Source organism: Alistipes sp. dk3624, from assembly GCF_009557455.1.
Lineage (GTDB): Bacteria > Bacteroidota > Bacteroidia > Bacteroidales > Rikenellaceae > Alistipes_A > Alistipes_A hominis.
Map to the genome: position 1 here is coordinate 742188 of NZ_CP045651.1, position 19934 is coordinate 762121.

Annotated in this window: 15 protein-coding genes and 3 pseudogenes; 4 read left to right on the forward strand and 14 right to left on the reverse strand. The window is 47.6% G+C overall.

Annotated elements, in window-relative coordinates; genetic code table 11:
- Window position 1: 1 nt before the first annotated feature.
- From GFH31_RS03115 to GFH31_RS03175, 14 genes and pseudogenes are all read right to left on the reverse strand, one after another.
- Entirely contained in the window at window positions 2-1852 is a 1851-nt protein-coding gene (locus GFH31_RS03115; protein WP_153498240.1) for an ATP-dependent nuclease, read from the reverse strand.
- A 57-nt stretch (window positions 1853-1909) separates the two neighbouring features.
- Window positions 1910-3274: a restriction endonuclease subunit S gene (locus GFH31_RS03120; protein WP_118457530.1), complete on the reverse strand. Its 1365-nt coding sequence runs from the start codon at window positions 3272-3274 to the stop codon at window positions 1910-1912.
- Window positions 3268-5502 carry an N-6 DNA methylase gene (locus GFH31_RS03125; RefSeq protein ID WP_153498239.1) on the reverse strand — a complete coding sequence of 745 codons (2235 nt, stop codon included), beginning with the start codon at window positions 5500-5502 and terminating at the stop codon, window positions 3268-3270. The genes GFH31_RS03120 and GFH31_RS03125 overlap by 7 nt, the downstream gene beginning before the upstream one ends.
- 5 nt (window positions 5503-5507) lie before the next feature.
- Window positions 5508-5711, reverse strand: coding sequence for a helix-turn-helix domain-containing protein (locus GFH31_RS03130; RefSeq protein ID WP_101572897.1), 204 nt, complete (start codon window positions 5709-5711; stop codon window positions 5508-5510).
- Window positions 5712-5862: 151 nt separating this feature from the next.
- Window positions 5863-6251, reverse strand: a pseudogene (locus GFH31_RS03135) (DUF6577 family protein).
- A 344-nt stretch (window positions 6252-6595) separates the two neighbouring features.
- Complete coding sequence (locus GFH31_RS12845) at window positions 6596-7027, reverse strand: hypothetical protein (RefSeq protein WP_228385791.1); 432 nt, start codon at window positions 7025-7027, stop codon at window positions 6596-6598.
- 300 nt (window positions 7028-7327) lie between these two features.
- Window positions 7328-7879 carry a hypothetical protein gene (locus GFH31_RS12850; protein ID WP_228385792.1) on the reverse strand — a complete coding sequence of 184 codons (552 nt, stop codon included), beginning with the start codon at window positions 7877-7879 and terminating at the stop codon, window positions 7328-7330.
- Between the two features lie 3 nt (window positions 7880-7882).
- Window positions 7883-8659, reverse strand: coding sequence for a metallophosphoesterase (locus tag GFH31_RS03145; RefSeq protein ID WP_118457528.1), 777 nt, complete (start codon window positions 8657-8659; stop codon window positions 7883-7885).
- Window positions 8660-8945: 286 nt separating this feature from the next.
- Window positions 8946-9308, reverse strand: a pseudogene (locus GFH31_RS13015) (metallophosphoesterase); the annotation flags it as partial.
- A 626-nt stretch (window positions 9309-9934) separates the two neighbouring features.
- Window positions 9935-11323, reverse strand: a complete 1389-nt coding sequence (gene mnmE, locus GFH31_RS03155; protein ID WP_101572900.1) for a tRNA uridine-5-carboxymethylaminomethyl(34) synthesis GTPase MnmE — start codon at window positions 11321-11323, stop codon at window positions 9935-9937.
- Between the two features lie 2 nt (window positions 11324-11325).
- Window positions 11326-12618 (reverse strand): lytic transglycosylase domain-containing protein, encoded by a 1293-nt coding sequence (locus GFH31_RS03160; RefSeq protein ID WP_118457526.1) that lies wholly within the window; start codon window positions 12616-12618, stop codon window positions 11326-11328.
- A 59-nt stretch (window positions 12619-12677) separates the two neighbouring features.
- Window positions 12678-13748, reverse strand: a pseudogene (locus GFH31_RS03165) (DUF5683 domain-containing protein); the annotation flags it as partial.
- Entirely contained in the window at window positions 13699-14577 is an 879-nt protein-coding gene (locus GFH31_RS03170; RefSeq protein WP_055205063.1) for a ParB/RepB/Spo0J family partition protein, read from the reverse strand. The gene GFH31_RS03170 and the pseudogene GFH31_RS03165, both read right to left, overlap by 50 nt.
- A gap of 10 nt (window positions 14578-14587) precedes the next feature.
- A complete protein-coding gene (locus GFH31_RS03175) occupies window positions 14588-15352 on the reverse strand; it encodes a ParA family protein (RefSeq protein WP_055205062.1) in 765 nt (254 codons plus the stop codon).
- A gap of 343 nt (window positions 15353-15695) precedes the next feature.
- Here GFH31_RS03175 and argF point away from each other — a divergent pair, with 343 nt between their 5' ends.
- Genes argF through GFH31_RS03195 form a run of 4 tightly spaced genes read left to right on the forward strand, consistent with a single transcriptional unit; the run spans window position 15696 to window position 19928 of the window.
- On the forward strand, window positions 15696-16700 hold the full coding sequence (gene argF, locus GFH31_RS03180; protein ID WP_055205161.1) for an ornithine carbamoyltransferase: 1005 nt from the start codon (window positions 15696-15698) through the stop codon (window positions 16698-16700).
- Between the two features lie 12 nt (window positions 16701-16712).
- Complete coding sequence (locus GFH31_RS03185; RefSeq protein WP_101572905.1) at window positions 16713-17600, forward strand: CPBP family intramembrane glutamic endopeptidase; 888 nt, start codon at window positions 16713-16715, stop codon at window positions 17598-17600.
- 45 nt (window positions 17601-17645) lie between these two features.
- On the forward strand, window positions 17646-18512 hold the full coding sequence (locus tag GFH31_RS03190; RefSeq protein WP_228385793.1) for a hypothetical protein: 867 nt from the start codon (window positions 17646-17648) through the stop codon (window positions 18510-18512).
- Between the two features lie 6 nt (window positions 18513-18518).
- The gene (locus GFH31_RS03195; RefSeq protein WP_153498238.1) at window positions 18519-19928 is read left to right on the forward strand and encodes a peptidylprolyl isomerase; all 1410 of its coding nucleotides are present in this window, start codon (window positions 18519-18521) and stop codon (window positions 19926-19928) included.
- Window positions 19929-19934 lie beyond the last annotated feature (6 nt).

Genomic DNA, 19934 nt, shown 5'->3' on the forward strand with positions numbered 1-19934 from the left:
GCTATAATTTAAAAATACTAATTAATTGATCCAATACAGGTTTGAATCCATCAAACCATTCGTCTTTAAATTGAGAGTAATGGTTCTCAATATGCTTTTTTATTGCTTCCGTCGTTTTACCTTGGTCATTGCACCGGAACTCTTTATGTGTATTCTTTTTATGAATATATTCGACTTTTTCTTTATATGATTCCGGTGAAAATAAATCTTCGACCATATACGAATCTTTATCTGCTATATTTTTTATACTGGTTTCGTATTCTTTTGCATAATTGTCCTGATAAAATATGGGAATTACTTTCTCAGATTTTATATTGCCAATATTTTTCCACCCCTCCAATCCTCCTTTATCATAATCGAATAGGAAAGCTATTAGTTCTAATCCGTCAACTTGTTTAGATAAAACATCATCATACATTGTTTTTGCGTTTCCTGCGCTTCCGGCTGGGATAATAGCAATTTGTTTAAGAGCTTTATATTTAGAATTTCTTTTTGCAAAAATTGAAATAGCCTTTTCAAGGTATTTTTTATCATAGGGGCCTTCGACAACTAGAATTTTTTTTGTCCCTAATATTAAAGAACCTTCAAAAATGGAAATGCCTCCGCCAGATAAAAGTGATAATTTTTTGCTCCTCTCCAGATCCTCAATCTTGCCATCTTTCAAATACCGAATATTTTCATCGCAAAGACAATTCACAAATACGGGAGAGTGGGTTGTAACTATACTATAGCGGTTCTCTGTATTAATCAATTCTTTTAATTCATCTTTTCTTGCAATATGAATGTGTGAATCAGGCTCATCAAAAAGACACAAACTATTAGGAGCAGAAAGAATATGAATTATGGTATTAGCATTGATTAACTTTTTTTCTCCTTCGCTGAGACCTTCAATGTTTCCCTTATTTATAAATTCAATGTTTATTCTTTGTATAATTTGATTATCACTTTCTGTTCGGCATTTATATAGACAGTAAAATAGAGTACTAGGCTGATCAATAAAATTAATTTCATTTATTGTCGCCCTAAACGATTCGATATTATAAGTAGACTTTTCTTTTAATTTTTCTATAAAACCTTCGATTTCTGTTCCGTCCCACTTCTTTATATTGGTATTATTATACTCAAAAGATATTTTGCATTCAGCACCTTTTGTTATTCCTGCAACAAACTTAACAACGTCAATATCCTCAGAATACAGCAGTGTTAATAGAGAAATATCCCATTCATGCCGACTTATATAAAACATAAATAGAGGAATAAATCCCTGAGTAGCAGTCATTTTGCTGCAATACTTTTCATATATAGGCTTATAATATGTTTTCCATAACCTTGTATCTTCCCCACTATATGAAGCAAGGATATTTTTGGGTAAAATATCTAATGTTACTTTATTCCCATTTTTTAATCTACCATCAATGATCTCATAAAATTCATTATCATTGATATAGCTAATTCGATATTTAAATGGACATGGGTATTTTCTGAGCCCATCTACCAAGGTGGCAATATGGTACAGACTATAAAAAATGGCACTTATGACCTCTAAAACATTACTTTTTCCGGACCCATTTAACCCGATTAGGCAGCAGTATTTGTCAGTTGATTCAAAATCAATACATAATTGATGTAGGTTTTTATATTCTCCTATATTAAGAGAATATAATTGGAACCTATCTGGTTTAATGGAATATTTAAACTTCAATTCTGTAACATCGTCTATATATCCATCAGCATAATTGGGGACTGTGACTAAATTATATTTATCAAGCCATGAATTAATGTATGCAATATTTCCTGTAGTGCGTTTTTCACATCCGAGAGAATTAATTAATTCGCGTTTAGTTATTGGCACAGGCCGTTTCGTTTTTGAACCTGATTTGCAATATTATTCAATTCGTCACGTGTCATATTATTTAAATATTTGGGTCTCAAATCTTTTTTTTGCGGTTGTGTGGGCTATACTAGCCTGCTGTATTAGTGATTGTACCTTTTCTTTCAGAACCTGAATATACTGTACTATATCATTCTGAATTTCTAAAGGAGGGAATGGTACTAATACTTTTTTTAAATCTTTGTTTGTTATCGCCGGATATAGGGCTCCGGTCATATAAAATTCAAATTGATTTATTGCCAAATATGTATGCAAATACTCATACAGGAAATTCAGATTGTAATTCTTGTTAGCTGCGATTACCTGAAAACCTGACGAACAAACACAACTATCATATTCAGAAGGAACTATTGCAAATTTCTTCAAGTATGGTCGCGTCGTACCGATAATCAGATCTCCTTCTTTTATAATTTGAGTAGCTCTGCTTGGCGCTTTATCCGTACTAAGCTCTTCTGCATTGACAATACCACGCAAGGGTTCGACACTTCCTATTTCCACATATCTGAAAGTATTAGAGTCTCGCACCCATTTTCTATGTATTAGATTATAAGATCCAAGCGTAACTATGGGGTATTTTGTAGTATGGAGCAAGGTTGTTATTGACTGCTCCTGGTTCCAATAATCCCATCTGTTTATGTCGGATAAATTTGTGAATTTCAGGTATTTATATTGACATTCTGCAGTCTTATTATTCTCAAGGTTATTACTATCTTTTATGCCGATGGCATTTAATAAATACGATTGTATTTTTTGTCGAATTGATTCAATTTGGATGTCTATTTTATTCCCTTCTTCAATTATAGCATTATACTCCTCCACCAACTTATTTTGTTCTGCTAGTGAGGGAAGAGGAACCTTTATATCTAAAAACAGAGGTTCCTGCAAATAGTGGCGATTGGTCGTACCATTACTTGCTTGTTCGCAGAATTCAATAAACTCATTCGTTGTCGTGAGTAATGCTAAATAATGTGGGTTTACTTTTGAATAATCTACATCAAAAGTCCAGAAATTACCTGTTATGATTCCTCCATCTAACTCCTCTGGGACAACGCCAAATGCACCGTTACGAGCATCTATCTTGGACAACAGGAATTGTCCCTTGGAAATCACGAATTGATTTTTTGTGCCAATTTTACTCCCTATAACTGTATCTCGCAGAAAGATTCCACCGTTGCGTACCTTAATGGTGGCACGCTTGTAATATACATCGTCCTGTATTTCAATAGCTGTTTTATTACGGGTCAGGAACTCTTTAATCTGAACCAGCGGGTATTTGGTGGTGAATCGGATTTTGGAGTCATTCAGATACTGCACACTCCAGTTGTAAAGTTGCGATAACTTTACAAAATCCAAATACTTGTATGTGCTTTTACTCTTTAACATAACTCCTTCGTATTGCCATCTTGATCGGTTCGAACGACTTTATTATCGACTATCTCATAGTGAAATTTCAACTCATTTGAGGCCCACATATGATACTTCTTGCGATAAGGCGTAAACTCTTCGAGCAAATCGATTAATTGATTCTCGCATTCGGCACCGGTTGTCGTAATGCCTGCTTTTTCTACTTGGGCGATGGGGATAGTATAATCAAATTTTTCTTTAACGATCGCCCATATTTCGGCTGCAATTTTCGTCTCTAACGCACGCCTTTCAGCCCTCTTTGCTTTCTTTTCCTCTGCAGAATTACCCCGTTCCGCCAGGAATGAATCAATCTTATCAAGTTGCGATTGATACTTGGAGCCTACCTCTTCGGTCGCCGCCTGTTTAATTGCATCGAACTGGGCCCGCTCTTCGGTCGTAAACTTTTTGAAGAATAGTAAGCTGGGTTTTACCGTAGCCCCAGAGGCCATGAATACGTCTTGCGGGATAGAGGTGATTAAAATTATTTTGGCCATTTCCTCGAAAAGTTCGCGTACAGCTTGCAAATTAGTGTTATTGAGAACTCCTTCCGGCAAGACAATGCCCAAACGTCCACCCGGCTTAAGCAAGCGGATACAACGTTCGATAAATAATACTTCGGTCAGCCCGCTAAGTTTGCCAACCGTATATAAATCCAGTACAGAATCCCCTATGTGGTCATTGATCTGGCTCCTGGCCTGTTGATATACCTCTTTACCATATTTCTTCTCGTATGCGGCAATCTTCTGCACATCGGTTTCCACATCAGTTTCTGTTATTTCCAGCGATTTTTCTACGCGAGAACCAAATGGCGGATTGGTGAGAATCACATCGAAACGATTTTCAAAAACACCATTGACATTTAACAATCCGTCGTGGTGATAAACGCCTCCGTGTCCATCTCCATGCATAATCATATTCATCTTTGCGGTTCGTGCCATGCGTGGATTGGCGTCCGTACCATAGATACAGTTGCTGGATAGATTCTGTAAACGGCTGTTTGAATTACCGGTATCAAGTTCCTTGTTAAGGGCAGCAAAATAGGCATTGACCTGTTCATCAATAGCTGATTTCTGTTTTTCGCTCAGAGTCTCATAGCTTTCATTGAAAAGCTGGGCTTTGATCTGCTCTTTAACTTTTTGTATATCTTTTTCAATTTTCTCGCGCACATACTCGAAGGTCTTGATTAAGAACCCTCCGCTACCACAACAGGGGTCGCAGATGATTTCACCTTCCTCAGGGTCAAGTAATGCTACCATGAAATCGACAATGGTGCGAGGCGTAAAGAATTGGCCCAGCTCTCCGCGAAAGGTTTTCCCTAAGAATTTCTCGAAGGCAATACCTTTCACATCATCTGCCGTACGGGAGAGATTGTACACTTCGAGTTCTTTAACTATTGCCTCAAAACTTGCCTCTTTAATCTTTATCGTATCATTGGATTCGAATAGACCATCTTTTGCATAGTCCTCCTTTGTACGCTCGAATAATTGCTGATAAAAAGGCAGACTTTGTTTGGACTTTGTCTTGTCGTAGGCTTCTCGTAGTTTCGTAAATTCCTCTTTTGAAAAAATCTGAGTACCGGTATTATCTCGTTCATATCGGATTTTAATGAAGAGGACCTTGCTGATTTCATCAAACGCTGCTTCCGGCGACAACTTGTCGTTGTTTCGTATGATATTATGGCATTTAAAAAGCAGCCTACTGAATTCATCGCGCGTAAACGCTTTGGTCTGACTTAATAATTCCCTGATCTTTTTTGCATTGGTCAGATCTTCGGCTTTGGGGATATCAACAATCTCTTCAAGCCGTTTTGGAATTTTTCCTTTAACGACCTTGAATATACGAGTCTCCTTCAGGTTGGTGGTAACAAAGAAATCCGCTCCAGCCCAAGATGCATAGTTATATCCCTGATAATAATCCTCTTCTTGAATTGTAATATGCTCGGCTTTGCACTCTATAACGATTATAGCAGAAGCGTCATCCTTCTTATCTGATGAAGACTTCCATATTACAATATCGGCTCGAGCTTTACCCAGCCCACGATGAGAATTACTCACTTGAACTTCCTGAGCCATTTGATCAAGCGAGTAGTCATAGACATTAACAAGCCGGCAGATGTATTCCTGACGAACTCTCTCTTCGGGAGTTAGAACCAACTCTTTATTTTTCAGAGGAGCAAATATTTTGTTGCCGTTAATCTGGAGTTCCATATATACTATTTTGTACTTTTTATTAATTCTTTGGGATCAATTTGAAGTATTTGGGCTATCTCAAACAGCACCTCTAAACTTGGCTGTCGGCGATTGCAGACGTATGAATTGACAATACAAAAACTTTTTCCAAGCTTCTCTGCCAACCAAGTCTGTTTTATGCCTTTCTCTTCAAGCACTTCTTTGATTCGGTTCATGGGTTTGTTCATTATATACTGTACCGTTTTTATTTACGAAGATATAAAATATTATGCGATAAAAAGATAAAAACAGGCGAATTTCTTTTTCATTTGTTGGGTATTGTCCAAGGCTAAGAATTAATGGATAGCGACATGAGGTATTAAATAGATTCTTTTTAGCTTACCTTAATATATCCACCAATAGTTTTTCCAGCGTGGGCATGGGAACTCCAGATACCTTTTGCAAAGGAGCCTCGGAGATAAGATTTTCACAAAAAAGACACGGCTATCCAAATCCACATATCGGTATATCATTTTCTTATCAGGACGCAGATAAGCATTACGCTGCTTGCCTTTCAGAAAATTGAAAACGGTTTCTGTCGAGTCTCTGTTCGTTTCCGCATAGATGATGCGGTTAGATGAAAGATGATGTTGCAAAGGTGCGATAATCTCTCCTTGGTAGACGCAGAATTTCGCAAATGGGAAATTGGCATGTAATAGTTCATAAATCTCCTTTACTTCCTTTACTGGTTTGGGGGCAAAGGTCTGTTTCATTACTTCGGCGTACATTCCACGCCCGGTTCTAACCAGCCTATTTTCATTCACTAGCTTGAACAGATACCATGACAAGGAAGACCTGTTTATGCCAATTTTTTTGCAGAAAGGCAAACAAGTCCTCTATACTGAAATTATGATGGGTATCAGCAATTTAGTATGGATGTCACTGTTTCGTTATTCATATTATAGCTGTTTCCGGGGACAAATAAAACCAAATATCGGCACTAATTCAAAATAGTGCCGATATTTTGAATTTTTAACATCGTAACTCAACTCAATTGTCTTTTATTCCGTTTCTTGTTGATTCTTATTTCTTTAATTTTTCCCCATTCTGCCAGGGAGATAATTTCATGGTATTATTCCAATGATAAAGAATTCTCTTCGCTATCCATGCATTCGTACTCCCATGGAAGTTGATAAACGGTCCCTTCTTCATGATGGCCCATGTAATCGTGAAATGTGTACGGAATCAATCTCACATGATCCTCCTCCTTGAGTATTCGCAAAAGTTTGCCAGCGTCGTGTATTTCCAAAGGAATGCCAGACTTGTAAAGCGCAGTGGCGACTTCTACCGCAACATCCGCATACGCCGAGTAGCTATTGGAAACAATGATTCTCCATCCGGGACTGTCAAAATTCGAAGCGAGTATGTTCAGCCGCGACAACCCCAGTTCCCCATAATGGTTCGAGGCGAATTTGTTGAAATCCGTCTCACTGTCGAGATCGTATTTATCCTGCAAATCACAGAATGTAACCATGTTGTAATATGCGACATCTTGTAATTCCAATGGTACTCCATTCGGAAGGGTACGTATCTTTCGTGTAGTATCAAACCTTTCAAAATACCGGTCATAGGCTTCATGAGCGATTCGATAGTATTTGCAATACGAACGTATCGTCATTGTATCTAACGGCTGTCCGAAATTCTTGCAGACGGAATCCTCCAGTGCTTTTATTACCGTCGTCTCGTCTTCGACCTCAATTTTAAATCTCGATTCGATTCTGTTGAACTCCTTTCTCGCAATTCTTCCGTCTCGCTGCTGGTAAAGAAGATGCTTCGCCACATAATCATTGAACCTCTCCGGATCTTATATGATAGCATCGATTAGCTTATGAAAATATAAGGCCAACTCTGCCAAGAAATCCCTTTGCCATTCGGGGTAGAAACGATCACCTATTCTGTCTCCATATCGGGAATAATTCGCAATAGTAAAATACGAGTGTTTCCTATCCGTGAATTGTATGGTACGCTTTTCTTTGTATCTGGCGGAGCCGACATGATACCATACCGTTTCTCTGGGATTTGACAATTCCCAATCCCGGAGGTATTCTTCCTTGCTCTCATATTCTCCGTCTGCAATCGACGCTTCGCAATCTCCCCATTCTTCCGGAGTAGGGCGGGGCAATTCGATATAAAATCCCCTGTATTCATCGTTACCCATCTCTTCCAGTCGGGCAAATTGCTCCTGAAGTTTAACTAACATCTTCAATGTATCGTTATCAACCACGATTTCTGTATCGCGCCCGCTTCCGAGCTGTTCGAATATCGCAGCATTCAATCCGCATTCTTTCGCCAAGTCTATGAAAAGATGCTTGGTAAAGATTGTCTTCTTATGTGGTTCTATCTTATGTCGTTCCATATCTCATTCGTTTTCAATCGTTAAAAATTTACCCGGATCAAATCCGTTGATTATATGCTCGTTTTCAAATACATATCCCATCTGGTTGCAAATCACTTTTGTACTCCCGATTTCTGTGTCGATATTGGTATGCGAATGTCCGTAAATCCATGCATCGATCCGGCTGTTACCGATCAGGTCTCCGTATTCACTGGCAAAGGCACTGTTCAATACGGAATCTTTATGCTGAGGAGCAACAACCTGCAAAGTAGGCAGGTGGTGAGTTACGACCACTGTGTGTTTTGCCGTACTTTCGGCAAGACTTTTTTTGATATGACCTAAACAGAAGTCATGCATCTGATTATATGCTTCCGTTTGGAGCAGTTTCCCTTTATACATGGTCTGACGGAAATCGTTAAGTCCTTTCCAAACGAAATATTCGTCTGCCGGTTCGATATGCGACCAGAGTGTGCTCATTATGAAATCGGTATCGTCTATTCTCAATACCTGATTTTGATAATAACCGACATTCTCTTTGAACATCCATCGCCATTGTAATCCCCGTTCCATCACATCACAATAATTGTAATACTCGTGATTGCCGGGAATAATGAGTACTTGTCGGTAGTTCTCCGATGCCCATTTCCAGAATCTTGATAAAGGGGAGACTTTGTCCTTCAGATAGAAAATATCTCCGGCCAATACGAGTATATCGCCCGTTACCGGGAATTCGTTATGTTTTATGTATCTGCTGTTCTCCCGAAACTCAAAATGCAGATCGCTCATGTATTGTATTTTCATATTACTGTTTTTTATTCGATTGTTCAATCTGCTTTTGGATTATCCTTTTTACCTGCGCGAATGAGACCGGAGTAAAGTCATTATTATCCACTCCCACATCATATTGCGTCGGAAAGAGCATATCCAGCCGTGAAGCGTCTTTTCCCGTGTTATATTTGCTCGTATGCACGTGTCCGAACAATTACCACATGTTCCCGTAAGCACCTCCATAGCAGAGGAACGGACAGTGATTCAGGTAGATTTTCTGCTTGTCGACCTCTATGTGCATTTGCATGATTGTCAATTCAAATCTGCCGGCGTACCCTTGCCTGATATTTTTCATGTCATGATTACCGAGAACAAGATAGATTTTCCCATTCAGTCTGTTAAGAATCTTGGTACATTCATGGGATCCTCCCAAGCAAAAATCCCCCAGATGGAACACGATATCATCTTGACTAACTACCCGGTTCCAGTTTTCGATCAGCGTTTCATTCATATCTTCTACATTTTTGAATGGCCTTTTGCAAAAGCCAATGATATTCGAATGATAAAAGTGTGTGTCCGATGTAAAATATACCTTGCTTCCGTCAAACTTGTAATTCATTTTGCTCTCTTTTGTGCACATCGCTGTGCGGTTAATTAATAAATTGGATGTTCTTACGCTCATTGGACGGAAATGACGGGAGAGGAATTGCACGGAGCAAACAGTCACCAATGGGCATAAAACAAAATAGTTGGAAAGTTCGGTAAGGACTCTCCAACTCTTCTCTGTTGTTTATTCTAAGATCAAGATACGAGCATCTATCGCATCTTATCTCCTATATGTGTTCGCTGGAAAGTATTTATGAAATTTGCAGACGTTTCAATGCTCCAAACATGAAGAACATACGACCGAACTCCGAAGCATTTGTTGCCTCGAATTGTCGTTTGAGATAATATGTTCATTCTATTTTGCAGCATTGTAAATTTTCAAAAGAGGCGCGAATGTACAGAATAATTCTGCAATATTCCAAATGTTTTTTATTGAACTCTTCAAATCGCCCTATAAAATCGCTGTGAGATTTAAGAGGATGTTCAGGGAATATTTATCAAATTGTATGAGGAACAGAATTTTGTCCCTTGTATCCGTTCAGAGAACAAACGGGGGACAAAATTAGGAAAATTTGATCAATACTTTATTATTCATGCATATTTAAAGTATTGATTATCAATATTATCAAAGTTTGATTGCTTCTTCTTTCACTTTCTATCGTCCGCTGTGTAATATATTTATAATCAATTTGTTGTGTGATGTTATTTCCCGATGCAAAACTTAGAAAAAATCGAACCGAGGATATCGTCCGTCGTTATTTCACCGGTAATCAAGCCTATACAATGTAAAACTTCTCTGATGTCTTGCGCCAGCAGGTCTCCGGCGAGTCCGGATTCGATGCCTTCACGAGCTCGTTGCAACGCTTCGCGCGCGCGGAGCAGGATTTCATGGTGCCGGCTGTTGAAAACCACGATCCGGTCGCCGTTTAGGGTCTCGGAATCGACGCTCCGTTTCAAAAAATCGGTCAGCTCGTCCAGGTTGATTTGCCGCTTGGCCGACAGGGGAAGGACAAGATGCGGGATTTTCGACGAGAGTCGTTCCCTTTTCTGCCGTAGCTCTTCGTCCGGCAGACAGTCGCACTTATTCAAAATCAGTGCGATACGCTGCCCCGCCTTGAAAGAGAGCGAAGCGTACTGCGCATAGATATCGTCCACGCTGTCGCGCGCGTCGGTCAGCAACAGAATTACCGACGCCCGGCCGATCCGGTCGAACGTACGTTCGATCCCCAGACTCTCGAGCGGATCGTCCGTACGGCGAATCCCGGCCGTATCGATAAACCGGAACGTCACGCCGTCGATGTTCAGCGTATCCTCGATCACGTCGCGCGTCGTGCCGGCGATATCCGAAACCAACGCTTTTTCTTCGCAAAGCAATGTATTCAGCAGGGTCGACTTCCCGACATTCGGAACCCCGACGATTGCAACGGGCACTCCGTTTTTCAATACGTTGCCGAGCCCGAACGAAGCGATCAGGCGATCCACCCGCTGCCCGACAGACGACAGCACGTCGAGCAACTGCGTGCGATCGGCGAATTCGACATCTTCCTCGCCGAAATCAAGTTCGAGTTCGACCAGCGACACCAGTTCGAGCAACCGGCCGCGCAATTGCCCGAACTCGTCCGAATAACCGCCGCGCATCTGCTCGTAAGCCAGCGCATGGGCTGCCCGGTTGTCGGCCGCGATCATATCGGCCACCGCCTCGGCCTGCGAAAGGTCCATTTTACCGGCCAGGAATGCCCGCAGCGTAAATTCGCCGGGTTGGGCCGTCCGTACTCCGGACTCGACCAGCAACCGCATGACTTCGCGCTGAATATACGCCGACGCATGGCACGAAACTTCGATCATATCCTCGCCGGTATAGGAGTGCGGCGCGCGGAATACCGAAACCAGCACTTCGTCGACAACCGTTTCGCCGTCGCGGATCGTCCCGTAAAGGATCGTAAACCCCCGGGCATCGGCCAGCCGCCGGCCGCGTACCCCGCGGAAGATCCGGTCGCCGGCGGCAATGGCTCCGCCGCCGCTGACGCGGATCAGCGTAACGGCTCCCCCAACCCCGGAGGCAACGGCGGCTATCGTATCGTTCTCGATCATCGTCAGCGAATGATTTTCAGGGTTTGTCCGATTTTCAGATTACTGTTTTTCAATTGATTCCACTTCATCAATTGAGAAACCGTCACCTTATATTTATGCGCGATGGCTCCGAGCGTATCGCCTTTTTTGACCTTATAGGTCAACGGATCGGGGCCGGAATAACCGTCTCCGTTCGAACCGCCCTGTTGCGATGAAGCGGCGGACGCTGTCAGTCGTCCGTCCGAAACGGTATCGGCCGGCAACGTGTCGGCCTGCGCAAGACGCGCCTGCTCGCACTCGATAAAACGACAGACCTCCTGCTGCGGCAGCACCAGCGGATAACTTTTCACGGTAGCCGGAATGACATCCTGCTTATACTGCGGATTCAGCAACTTCACCAATTCGGACGGCAAGTTCAATTTTTCCGAAACGCGGTTCAAGTCGATCCGGCGGCTGACCATCACCGTATCGGTTGCCAACGGCAGCGGCGAAGCGAACGGGACGACCCCGTAATCGGAATGATAATAGTACAGATAGACGAGCGCTACGAACGCGGGAACATAGTCGCGAGTCGCTTTCGGCAGGAAAGGATAAATGTCCCAGTAAGTCGAAGCGTTGGCCCCGGCCCGCTGCAACGCCTTATTCACATTGCCGGGGCCGTAATTATAGGAAGCCATCACGAGCGTCCAGTCGTGGTAGATATCGTAAAGATCCTTCATATAGCGACAGGCGGCGGCCGTCGCCTGCACCGGATCGCGCCGGGCGTCGACCATCGAAGATATCTCGAGTCCGTACTGCCGACCGGTTTGCAGCATGAACTGCCACAGGCCGACCGCTCCGCTCGGCGACGTGGCCGTCGGATTCAGCGCCGATTCGATCACCGCAACGAATTTCAGCTCCAGCGGCAGGCCGTTTTTGGCCAGTTCGTGCTCGATCATCGGGAAGTAGTACTTTCCGTAGCTGAGCATCCGGCGGGTCACCGATTTATGGGTCGTTGCGTAAGCCACAATATGCTTCTTAACGATGTCGTTATAAGGCAGGTAGATCGGCGAAACCATGTTTTTGAGCCGCGTCCGGCAAACGTTGTCGGTAACGGTCGACACCGCGGGCAGGTAGCGCGTGGTATCGAGTTCGATGTAGTCCCGCAGGTAGTCCCCGAACGTCTCGTTGATATTGTCCGTCCGCCAACTTGCGACGACCGAGTCGTAAACGGTCGGAGAACCGACGATGTTGAGCTGCTCCCTGGGATCCGCCTGGGTCTTGGCGAACAACGGGAGGAGCGTCAGGATCAGTAAGGCGGTCAGGGATTTCGGCATCAGAAACGAAGTTTAAAGGAGAGTCCGTAACCGTTCGAATTGCCGGTTCGCATCGTATAGAAATTCGTCACCGTCGGTTCGAGCGTCATCGACAGGTCGTCGCTGACGTCGTAATCCTTCATGTGGGCATCCACGTGAGCGTCGATGATGTTCAACAGGTAAAGTCCGGCGGTGATGATGATGCAAAGGTCGCGGTTGCGGCGGTAATTGTTTTTCAGCTTACGCAGGTAGTCGGCCGTATAACGACCGTTGAACTCGTCGGGTTTGCCGGCGGCAACCTGATCGTAGGCAAGCTTGAAACGCTCGTACCCGCGGTTGTTGAAATTGATCACGTAGCCCATCGTGGCGATACCGCCGAGGATGATCGGCATCTTCCAATAACTTTTATTGTAGATCTGGCCGGCGCCAGGACAAATCGTCGACAGCGTAGTCGCCTTTTTGACGCTATTGACCGGCCCTTTGTAGCAGATAGCCGCATCGCCGATAAAATAGAGATACGAACCGATAGCTCCGACGAACAGCAGCGTCCGCGCCGTATTGTGCCGGATCATCTGCGACTGGATCGGATCGGTCTCTTCCTGCGTGGCGTTCTCGCGCTTCATCGCATCGTACTGGCGTTTGAGACCCCTGTATTTGCTGTTTTGCTGGAAGGCGAAATAGGCCGTCGTAGCGACCGTTCCGTACAGAATCGGAATTTTCCACGCCTGTTTGTTATAAAGCTGCCCGAACCCGGGTGCGATCGCCGAAATGGCGCAGACTCGCGAAATCGGCATGGTATCGCGGAACAGCCTGCTGTAACGCACCGTCACGGTATCCCGGGCCTCGCGCTCCAGCCGGCGACGTTCGCGGGCCGTAGTCGTGGTATCGATTTCGACGGGCGACGCCTCCCGCACGATCGAATCCCGCGCGACCGCGCTGCTGTCGGCTGCGGCCGGAGTCAACGACGTGCGGACGCCCCCCTCCACCTTGTACCGGACGCCCGGCTCCTGGGCCGAAACTCCGGACTGGGATACGATCAGCACCGTAGAAAGAACGATTGTCGCAACGCCCTTCCGCGTAAAATTTCCGAAAACGGCTATGTTACTTCTTAAATTCATTGAATTTGCCGATAAACGCCTCGATATCCGCATCCGATTCAAAACCGATAACGATCTTTCCCCCGCCTTTATTATTCTTTTTGATGCTGATTTCCTGCGTAAAAAACTTCTCCAGGTAATCGACCAGCCGGACGTAGCTCTCGGGGAACTCCTCGTCCGCATCGTCCCGGACGGGTTTTTCCTGCCGGATCTTCTGCACCTGCTCCTCGGCCTGACGCACCGACAACCCTTTCTTTACGATCTTTTTGAGCAGTGCGATCTGTTGTTGCGGGTCGTCGAGCCCGGCCAGCGCACGGGCATGTCCCATCGAGATCAGTTCTTCGCGCAGAGCCAACTGCACCTCGACCGGAAGTTTCAGCAACCGCATGTAATTGGCTACCGTCGAGCGTTTTTTACCGACGCGTTCCGCCAGCGAATCCTGCGTCAGCCGGCATTCGTCCACCAACCGTTGCAGGCTCAGCGCCACCTCGATCGCGTTCAAATCCTGACGCTGGATATTTTCCACGATGGCCATCTCCAGCAACGCCTGGTCGTCCACCTCGCGGATGTAGGCCGGAATCGTCGCCTGGTCGGCCAGTTGCGACGCCCTCCAGCGGCGTTCTCCGCTGACAATCATATATCTCCCGTCTGCTTCCTTCTTGACCGTAATGGGCTGTATCACGCCCAGCGTCCGGATCGAATCGGCCAACTCGTCGAGCGCCTGCTCGTTGAAACGGGTGCGCGGCTGCTTCGGGTTCGGGACGATCCGTCCGATTTCGATCTCCTCGAACGCCGTTCCCTTCGTTTTCTCGGGCAGCGCCGAACCCTCTATTTCAAAAATTGCGCCCAAGCCCCGGCCCAGGCCCTTGTTTTTCGGATTCATCGTATATCGCTTAACTCTTGTTTTTCTTAATAAACTCCTTGGCGAGGTTCAGGTAATTGATACTGCCGGTCGACGAAGCGTCGTACAACAGCGCCGGCTTGCCGAAACTGGGCGCTTCGCTGAGCCGGATGTTGCGCTGGATGATCGTCCGGAAAGCCAGGTCGCCGAAATGCTCCCGCACTTCGCCGGCCACTTGGTTGGCCAGCCGCAGCCGCGAGTCGTACATCGTCAGCAGAAACCCTTCGATCTCCAGTCCCGGATTCAGCTTCGTTTTGGTCATCTTAATTGTATTCAGCAGTTTACCGAGCCCTTCCAGCGCGAAATACTCGCACTGTACGGGAATCAGCACGCTGTCCGAAGCGACCAGCGCGTTCAGCGTCACCAGCCCGAGCGACGGCGAACAGTCGATCAGGATAAAGTCGTACTGCGGTTTGAGCGGTTCCAGGATCGCCTTCAGCCTCCGCTGCCCGTCTTCGATCTCCAGCAGCTCGGTTTCGGCCCCGACCAGGTTGATGCTCGACGGCAGAACGTCCAGCTTCTTGACGTCCGGACATTTCAGGATGATCTCCGCCGGCTGCGCCTGTCCGGTGATGCAGTCGTAAATCCCCTTCCCGTTGATGTCGAGCCCCAGCCCCGAAGTCGCATTGGCCTGCGGATCGGCGTCTACGAGCAACACCTTTTTGCCCAGCACCGCCATGCTGGCCGCCAGATTGATGGCCGTGGTCGTCTTTCCTACCCCGCCCTTCTGATTGGCCAACGCCACGATTTTGCCCATATTTCTTTTGGTTTTAATAATTGTACATCCGCAACGGACGCCTTGCCGTGCGTCCGGAGCCGCATCCGGCCCCAAATCCGGTGCAAGATAGGCAAAATTTATCAAAATCGAGGCAACATCCGCCCGACCGGCGAACTTTTCGGACTGCCGGCCGACGACGGTCGCGGCGCCGGCATATCCTGCGGTACGACGGGTCGGACAACAGGAAACGGCGCGGGGAATAGGGATTTATAAATTTATGTTTTATCTTTGAAGCTGATTTGAACGGCCGCCCGGACACGGACGGCGGATGCCCGCAGGCCCGGAACCGGAGCCGGAGCATCGAAAAACTCACGGAATGGTTATGGTTGACTTAAGTAAAAGAAGTTTGTTGACGCTCCTCGACTTCACGCCGGGGGAGATCGGTTATCTGCTGGATCTGGCCGCACGGCTGAAAGCGGACAAGTACATCGGGAAAGAGAAAAAAACGCTCCAGGGCAAAAATATCGTGCTGCTGTTCGAGAAAGACTCTACGCGGACGCGCTGTTCGTTCGAAGTGGCGGCCTACGATCAGGGCGCACGGGTCACCTATCTGGGCCCCACCGGTTCGCAGATGGGTAAAAAAGAGTCGCTGAAAGACACGGCCCGCGTGCTGGGGCGCATCTACGACGGAATCGAATACCGCGGATACGGGCAGCACATCGTGCACACGCTGTCCGAATACTCGGGCGTTCCGGTATGGAACGGCCTGACCAATGAATTTCACCCGACGCAGGCGTTGGCCGACATGCTGACGATGCGCGAACATTCGCAGAAGCCGCTGTCCGAAATGAAACTGTGCTTTCTGGGCGACGCGCACAACAACGTGGCCAATTCGCTGATGATCGCGTCGGCGAAAATGGGTATGGATTTCAGAGCCATCTCCCCGGCGCAGTGCGCCCCGGACCCGGCGCTGGTGAAAACCTGCCGCGAACTGGCGCAAGCCTCGGGCGCCCGGATTACCGTGACGGACCGCATCGACGGCGTACGCGACTGCGACTTTGTCTACACGGACGTATGGGTGTCGATGGGCGAACCGGACGACATCTGGCGCGACCGCATCGAATTGCTGAGCCCGTACCAAGTCAACCGCGCCGTGATGGACGCCACGCAGAATCCGGAAGCGAAGTTCCTGCACTGCCTGCCCGCGTTCCACAACATGGAAACCACGGTCGGCAAGGATATTTTCGGCAAATTCGGCATCTCGGAAATGGAAGTGACCGAAGAGGTGTTCGAGTCCGACGCATCGGTCGTGTTCGACCAGGCCGAAAACCGCCTGCACACGATCAAAGCGGTCATGGTAGCCACGCTGGGCGACCAGGTTTATTAACCGGTCGGCCGGATGACAGAACGACCTATGAAGACCAATCCGCAGAAAGGGGCTTACCCGACCTGGAGCGACCTGCTCGCCATTCTGGGCATCTACCTCGTAGCGATGCTGGCGTTCAACCTGGGAGGCGGGTTGCTGCTCCGGTTCGGAATCGCGTCGCAGGGGCCGGTCGTAGCGCTCGTCTACGCGCTGACATTCCTCAGCACGATCTGCTATGCGCTGTTCGCCAAGCGGCTGCGCGTAGGGCCGGACGTAAAACTGCTCCGGTTCGGATTCCGGAAAACGGACCCGGCGCTGGTGCTATGGGGAGTGATTACCGTCCTCGCCACGACGCTGGTCATCGAACCGTTGCTGGAGCTCTTCCCAAGCCGGTGGCTCGAATGGCTCGGCGACCAGATGAAACTGGGCGGATGGATGATGCTTACGACCGTCGTCGTCGCGCCGATCCTCGAGGAGATCCTGTTCCGGGGCATCCTCCAGGAGTCGTTGACCCGCAAATACGGCCCCTGGCGCGGCATCCTGATCGCGTCGGCCATATTCGGCATCGTGCACGGCATCCCGCAGCAGGCCCTGAACGCCTTTTTCGTAGGCGCGATGATCGGATTCATCTACTACAAGACCCAATCGCTGATCCCCTGTATACTGATCCATGCGCTGAACAACGCCGTCTCCTATTTCGTCTGGATGCTCAGCGGCGAAAAGATCGTCTTCACGAAGGAGATGTTCGGGAGCGAACGGAGTTACCATGTGCTGTACGCCGCGGCCTGCGTCGTCCTGCTGCTGGCCGTCGCCGGCATCGTACGCACGCTCCGGCGGAATCGCAACGTGGAGGTTCCGGCGGCGGAAGCGTCCGAAAACGGGAAAGTTTTCGGGAAAAATGACAATATAAGTCCGCAATAACCGTTGTTTACCCGGAATCGTATATCTTTGTATCGCAGCAAACGAATGATGAAATTTGTCCCGAAAATATTATTGGTAGCGGTCTTGCTGACGGCCTACTCCTGCAAGCGTTTTCCGAATCCGTTTGCGGAGCACAACACCATTCTGGCCGAAGTGGAGAACAAAAAACTGTACCTGCACGACGTGAGCCCGATCTTCACGCCGAATATGACTTCCGAGGACAGCCTGAAAATACTGCGTTCCTACGTAGACCAATGGGTCAAAAAACAACTGAAAATCAAAGAAGCCGAGCGGATGCTCGAAGAGAGTCAGAAAGACATCGACCAGATGGTGCAGGAGTACCGCAATTCGCTGCTGACCCACAAGGTCGACCAGTTCTACGTGGACAAGAACATCGACACGCTTTTCACCGATACGCAGATTGCGGACTATTACAACCAGAACAAGGCCGATTTCATCCTAGACAAGACCCTAGTGAAGGCCCGGATCGTACGTATTCCGCGCAGTTACGACAAGAAAAAGACGATCGAAGAGCTGATGCTCACCCCGCGCGAGGAGGGCTATCAGGATCTGCTCGACCTGTGCGTCAAAAACAATTTCGAACTGACCGAACTGAACCAATGGACGGACTTCGCGGTGCTGCGGTCGTTGCTGCCGGTCGACAAGACTCAGGATTACGACTACCTACTCAACACGGCGAAAGTCAATGAGTTCGAAGCGAACGACTTCATATTTTACGTCCGGGTGCTGTCCGTTTGCAGGGCCGGGGAGTATGCGCCGCAGGAAAGCGTGCGGGAGGTCATCAAACGGGTCATTTTCAACAAACGAAAAGAGGAAATCATCCGCGCCCACGAGGACAGCCTGTACCGCGGGGCGCTGGACAACAAGGAAATAGTAGTAAATGTAAATTAAAATACGATGCGTGGATATCAATTGAAGATCGTTCTGGGCGGATTGCTCGCCTGCGCTTTGTGTAACCGGGCTGCGGCGCAGCAGCAGTTTACGGCGGACAAGGTGATCGCCGTGGTCGGGAATTCGATGGTGCTCTATTCCGACCTGGAAAGGCTGACCCAATCGCTGATCGATCAGCAGAAAGAGACGGGTTATACTTCCGGACGGGATCCGCGTTGCGAGGCGCTCGAACACTTGATCGTCCAGAAAGTGCTCTACAACCAGTCCCAGATCGACTCGATCAAGATCTATAACGAACGCATCATCGACCAGAAGGTGCAGGATCGCCTGAACGACGAAACCGAAAAGTTCGGATCGCTGGCCGCGCTCGAAATGTACTACCACAAGCCGATATTCGACATACGGGCGGATATGAAGAGAAGCGCCCAGGAAGACAGCTACGCCTACGAAATGGAGAATACGGTGAAGAACAAAGTCACCGTCACTCCGGGTGAAGTCGAAAAATATTTCAAACGGCAGTCCAAGGACAGTATTCCGGTCATCCCGGAACAATACGTATACGCGCAGATCGTCCGTTATCCTTCCGCAGCGGAAAATGCCAAGATGCGGGCGCAGGAACGCCTGCTCGAACTGCGCGAGCGGATCCTGAAAGGGGACAAGTTCGACATGCTGGCGCGTATCTACTCCGAAGACCCGGGATCGGCGTCTCGGGGGGGCGACGTAGGTACGGTTACCAAAGACATGATGGTGGAGCCGTTCGCCAAGGCGATGTCGCAGCTCAAACCGGGACAAGTATCGGGAGTCGTGGAGACCGAATACGGATTCCACCTGATCCAGATGATCGACAAAACGGGCAGCCAGTACCACGTCCGCCACATCCTGATCAAGCCGCAGTACACCCAGAAAGATATGGAAGAACCTTACGACCTGTTGGACAGCGTCAGCAGGGAGATCAAGGCCGGCAACCTGACGTTCGAAAAAGCCGTGGAAAAATATTCGGAAGACCGCTTTTCCGCTAAAAACGGCGGGATCGTATCCAATATGGAACAACTCGAATTCTACTACCGGGGAATGGTCGACCCGTCGGAAGCTTCGACGAAGTTCTACAAGGAAAACCTGAACCGGGAAGACCTGGAAGCACTGCAAACGCTGACCCCCGGCGAGGTGTCGAAACCTTTCGCCGCCGTCGACACGCACGGAAGCCTGCTGTGCAAGCTGGTCATGCTCAAGGAGGTCATCCCGACCCATTCGGCCAACCTGAACGAAGACTACAAGCAGATCGAGAAACTGACCCTCGCCCAGAAACAGCAGGAAGTTTTCGACAAGTGGCTCGCAAGCAAGATCGAGGGAATGTACATCCGGATCGACAAGGAATTCCACGACTGCGATTTCCAGCACAAAGAACTCCTTAAATAATTCACT

What these genes read in the sequence shown, in the direction of transcription:
- GFH31_RS03170 (WP_055205063.1), bottom strand. Translation starts at nt 14,577, where the DNA reads ATGAATCCGAAAAACAAGGGCCTGGGCCGGGGCTTGGGCGCAATTTTT.
- GFH31_RS03190 (WP_228385793.1), top strand. Translation starts at nt 17,646, where the DNA reads ATGATGAAATTTGTCCCGAAAATATTATTGGTAGCGGTCTTGCTGACG.
- GFH31_RS03160 (WP_118457526.1), bottom strand. Translation starts at nt 12,618, where the DNA reads ATGCCGAAATCCCTGACCGCCTTACTGATCCTGACGCTCCTCCCGTTG.
- mnmE (WP_101572900.1), bottom strand. Translation starts at nt 11,323, where the DNA reads ATGATCGAGAACGATACGATAGCCGCCGTTGCCTCCGGGGTTGGGGGA.
- GFH31_RS03185 (WP_101572905.1), top strand. Translation starts at nt 16,713, where the DNA reads ATGACAGAACGACCTATGAAGACCAATCCGCAGAAAGGGGCTTACCCG.
- GFH31_RS03130 (WP_101572897.1), bottom strand. Translation starts at nt 5,711, where the DNA reads ATGAACAAACCCATGAACCGAATCAAAGAAGTGCTTGAAGAGAAAGGC.
- GFH31_RS03195 (WP_153498238.1), top strand. Translation starts at nt 18,519, where the DNA reads ATGCGTGGATATCAATTGAAGATCGTTCTGGGCGGATTGCTCGCCTGC.
- GFH31_RS03125 (WP_153498239.1), bottom strand. Translation starts at nt 5,502, where the DNA reads ATGGAACTCCAGATTAACGGCAACAAAATATTTGCTCCTCTGAAAAAT.
- GFH31_RS03120 (WP_118457530.1), bottom strand. Translation starts at nt 3,274, where the DNA reads ATGTTAAAGAGTAAAAGCACATACAAGTATTTGGATTTTGTAAAGTTA.
- GFH31_RS03145 (WP_118457528.1), bottom strand. Translation starts at nt 8,659, where the DNA reads ATGAAAATACAATACATGAGCGATCTGCATTTTGAGTTTCGGGAGAAC.
- GFH31_RS12850 (WP_228385792.1), bottom strand. Translation starts at nt 7,879, where the DNA reads ATGGAACGACATAAGATAGAACCACATAAGAAGACAATCTTTACCAAG.
- argF (WP_055205161.1), top strand. Translation starts at nt 15,696, where the DNA reads ATGGTTGACTTAAGTAAAAGAAGTTTGTTGACGCTCCTCGACTTCACG.
- GFH31_RS03175 (WP_055205062.1), bottom strand. Translation starts at nt 15,352, where the DNA reads ATGGGCAAAATCGTGGCGTTGGCCAATCAGAAGGGCGGGGTAGGAAAG.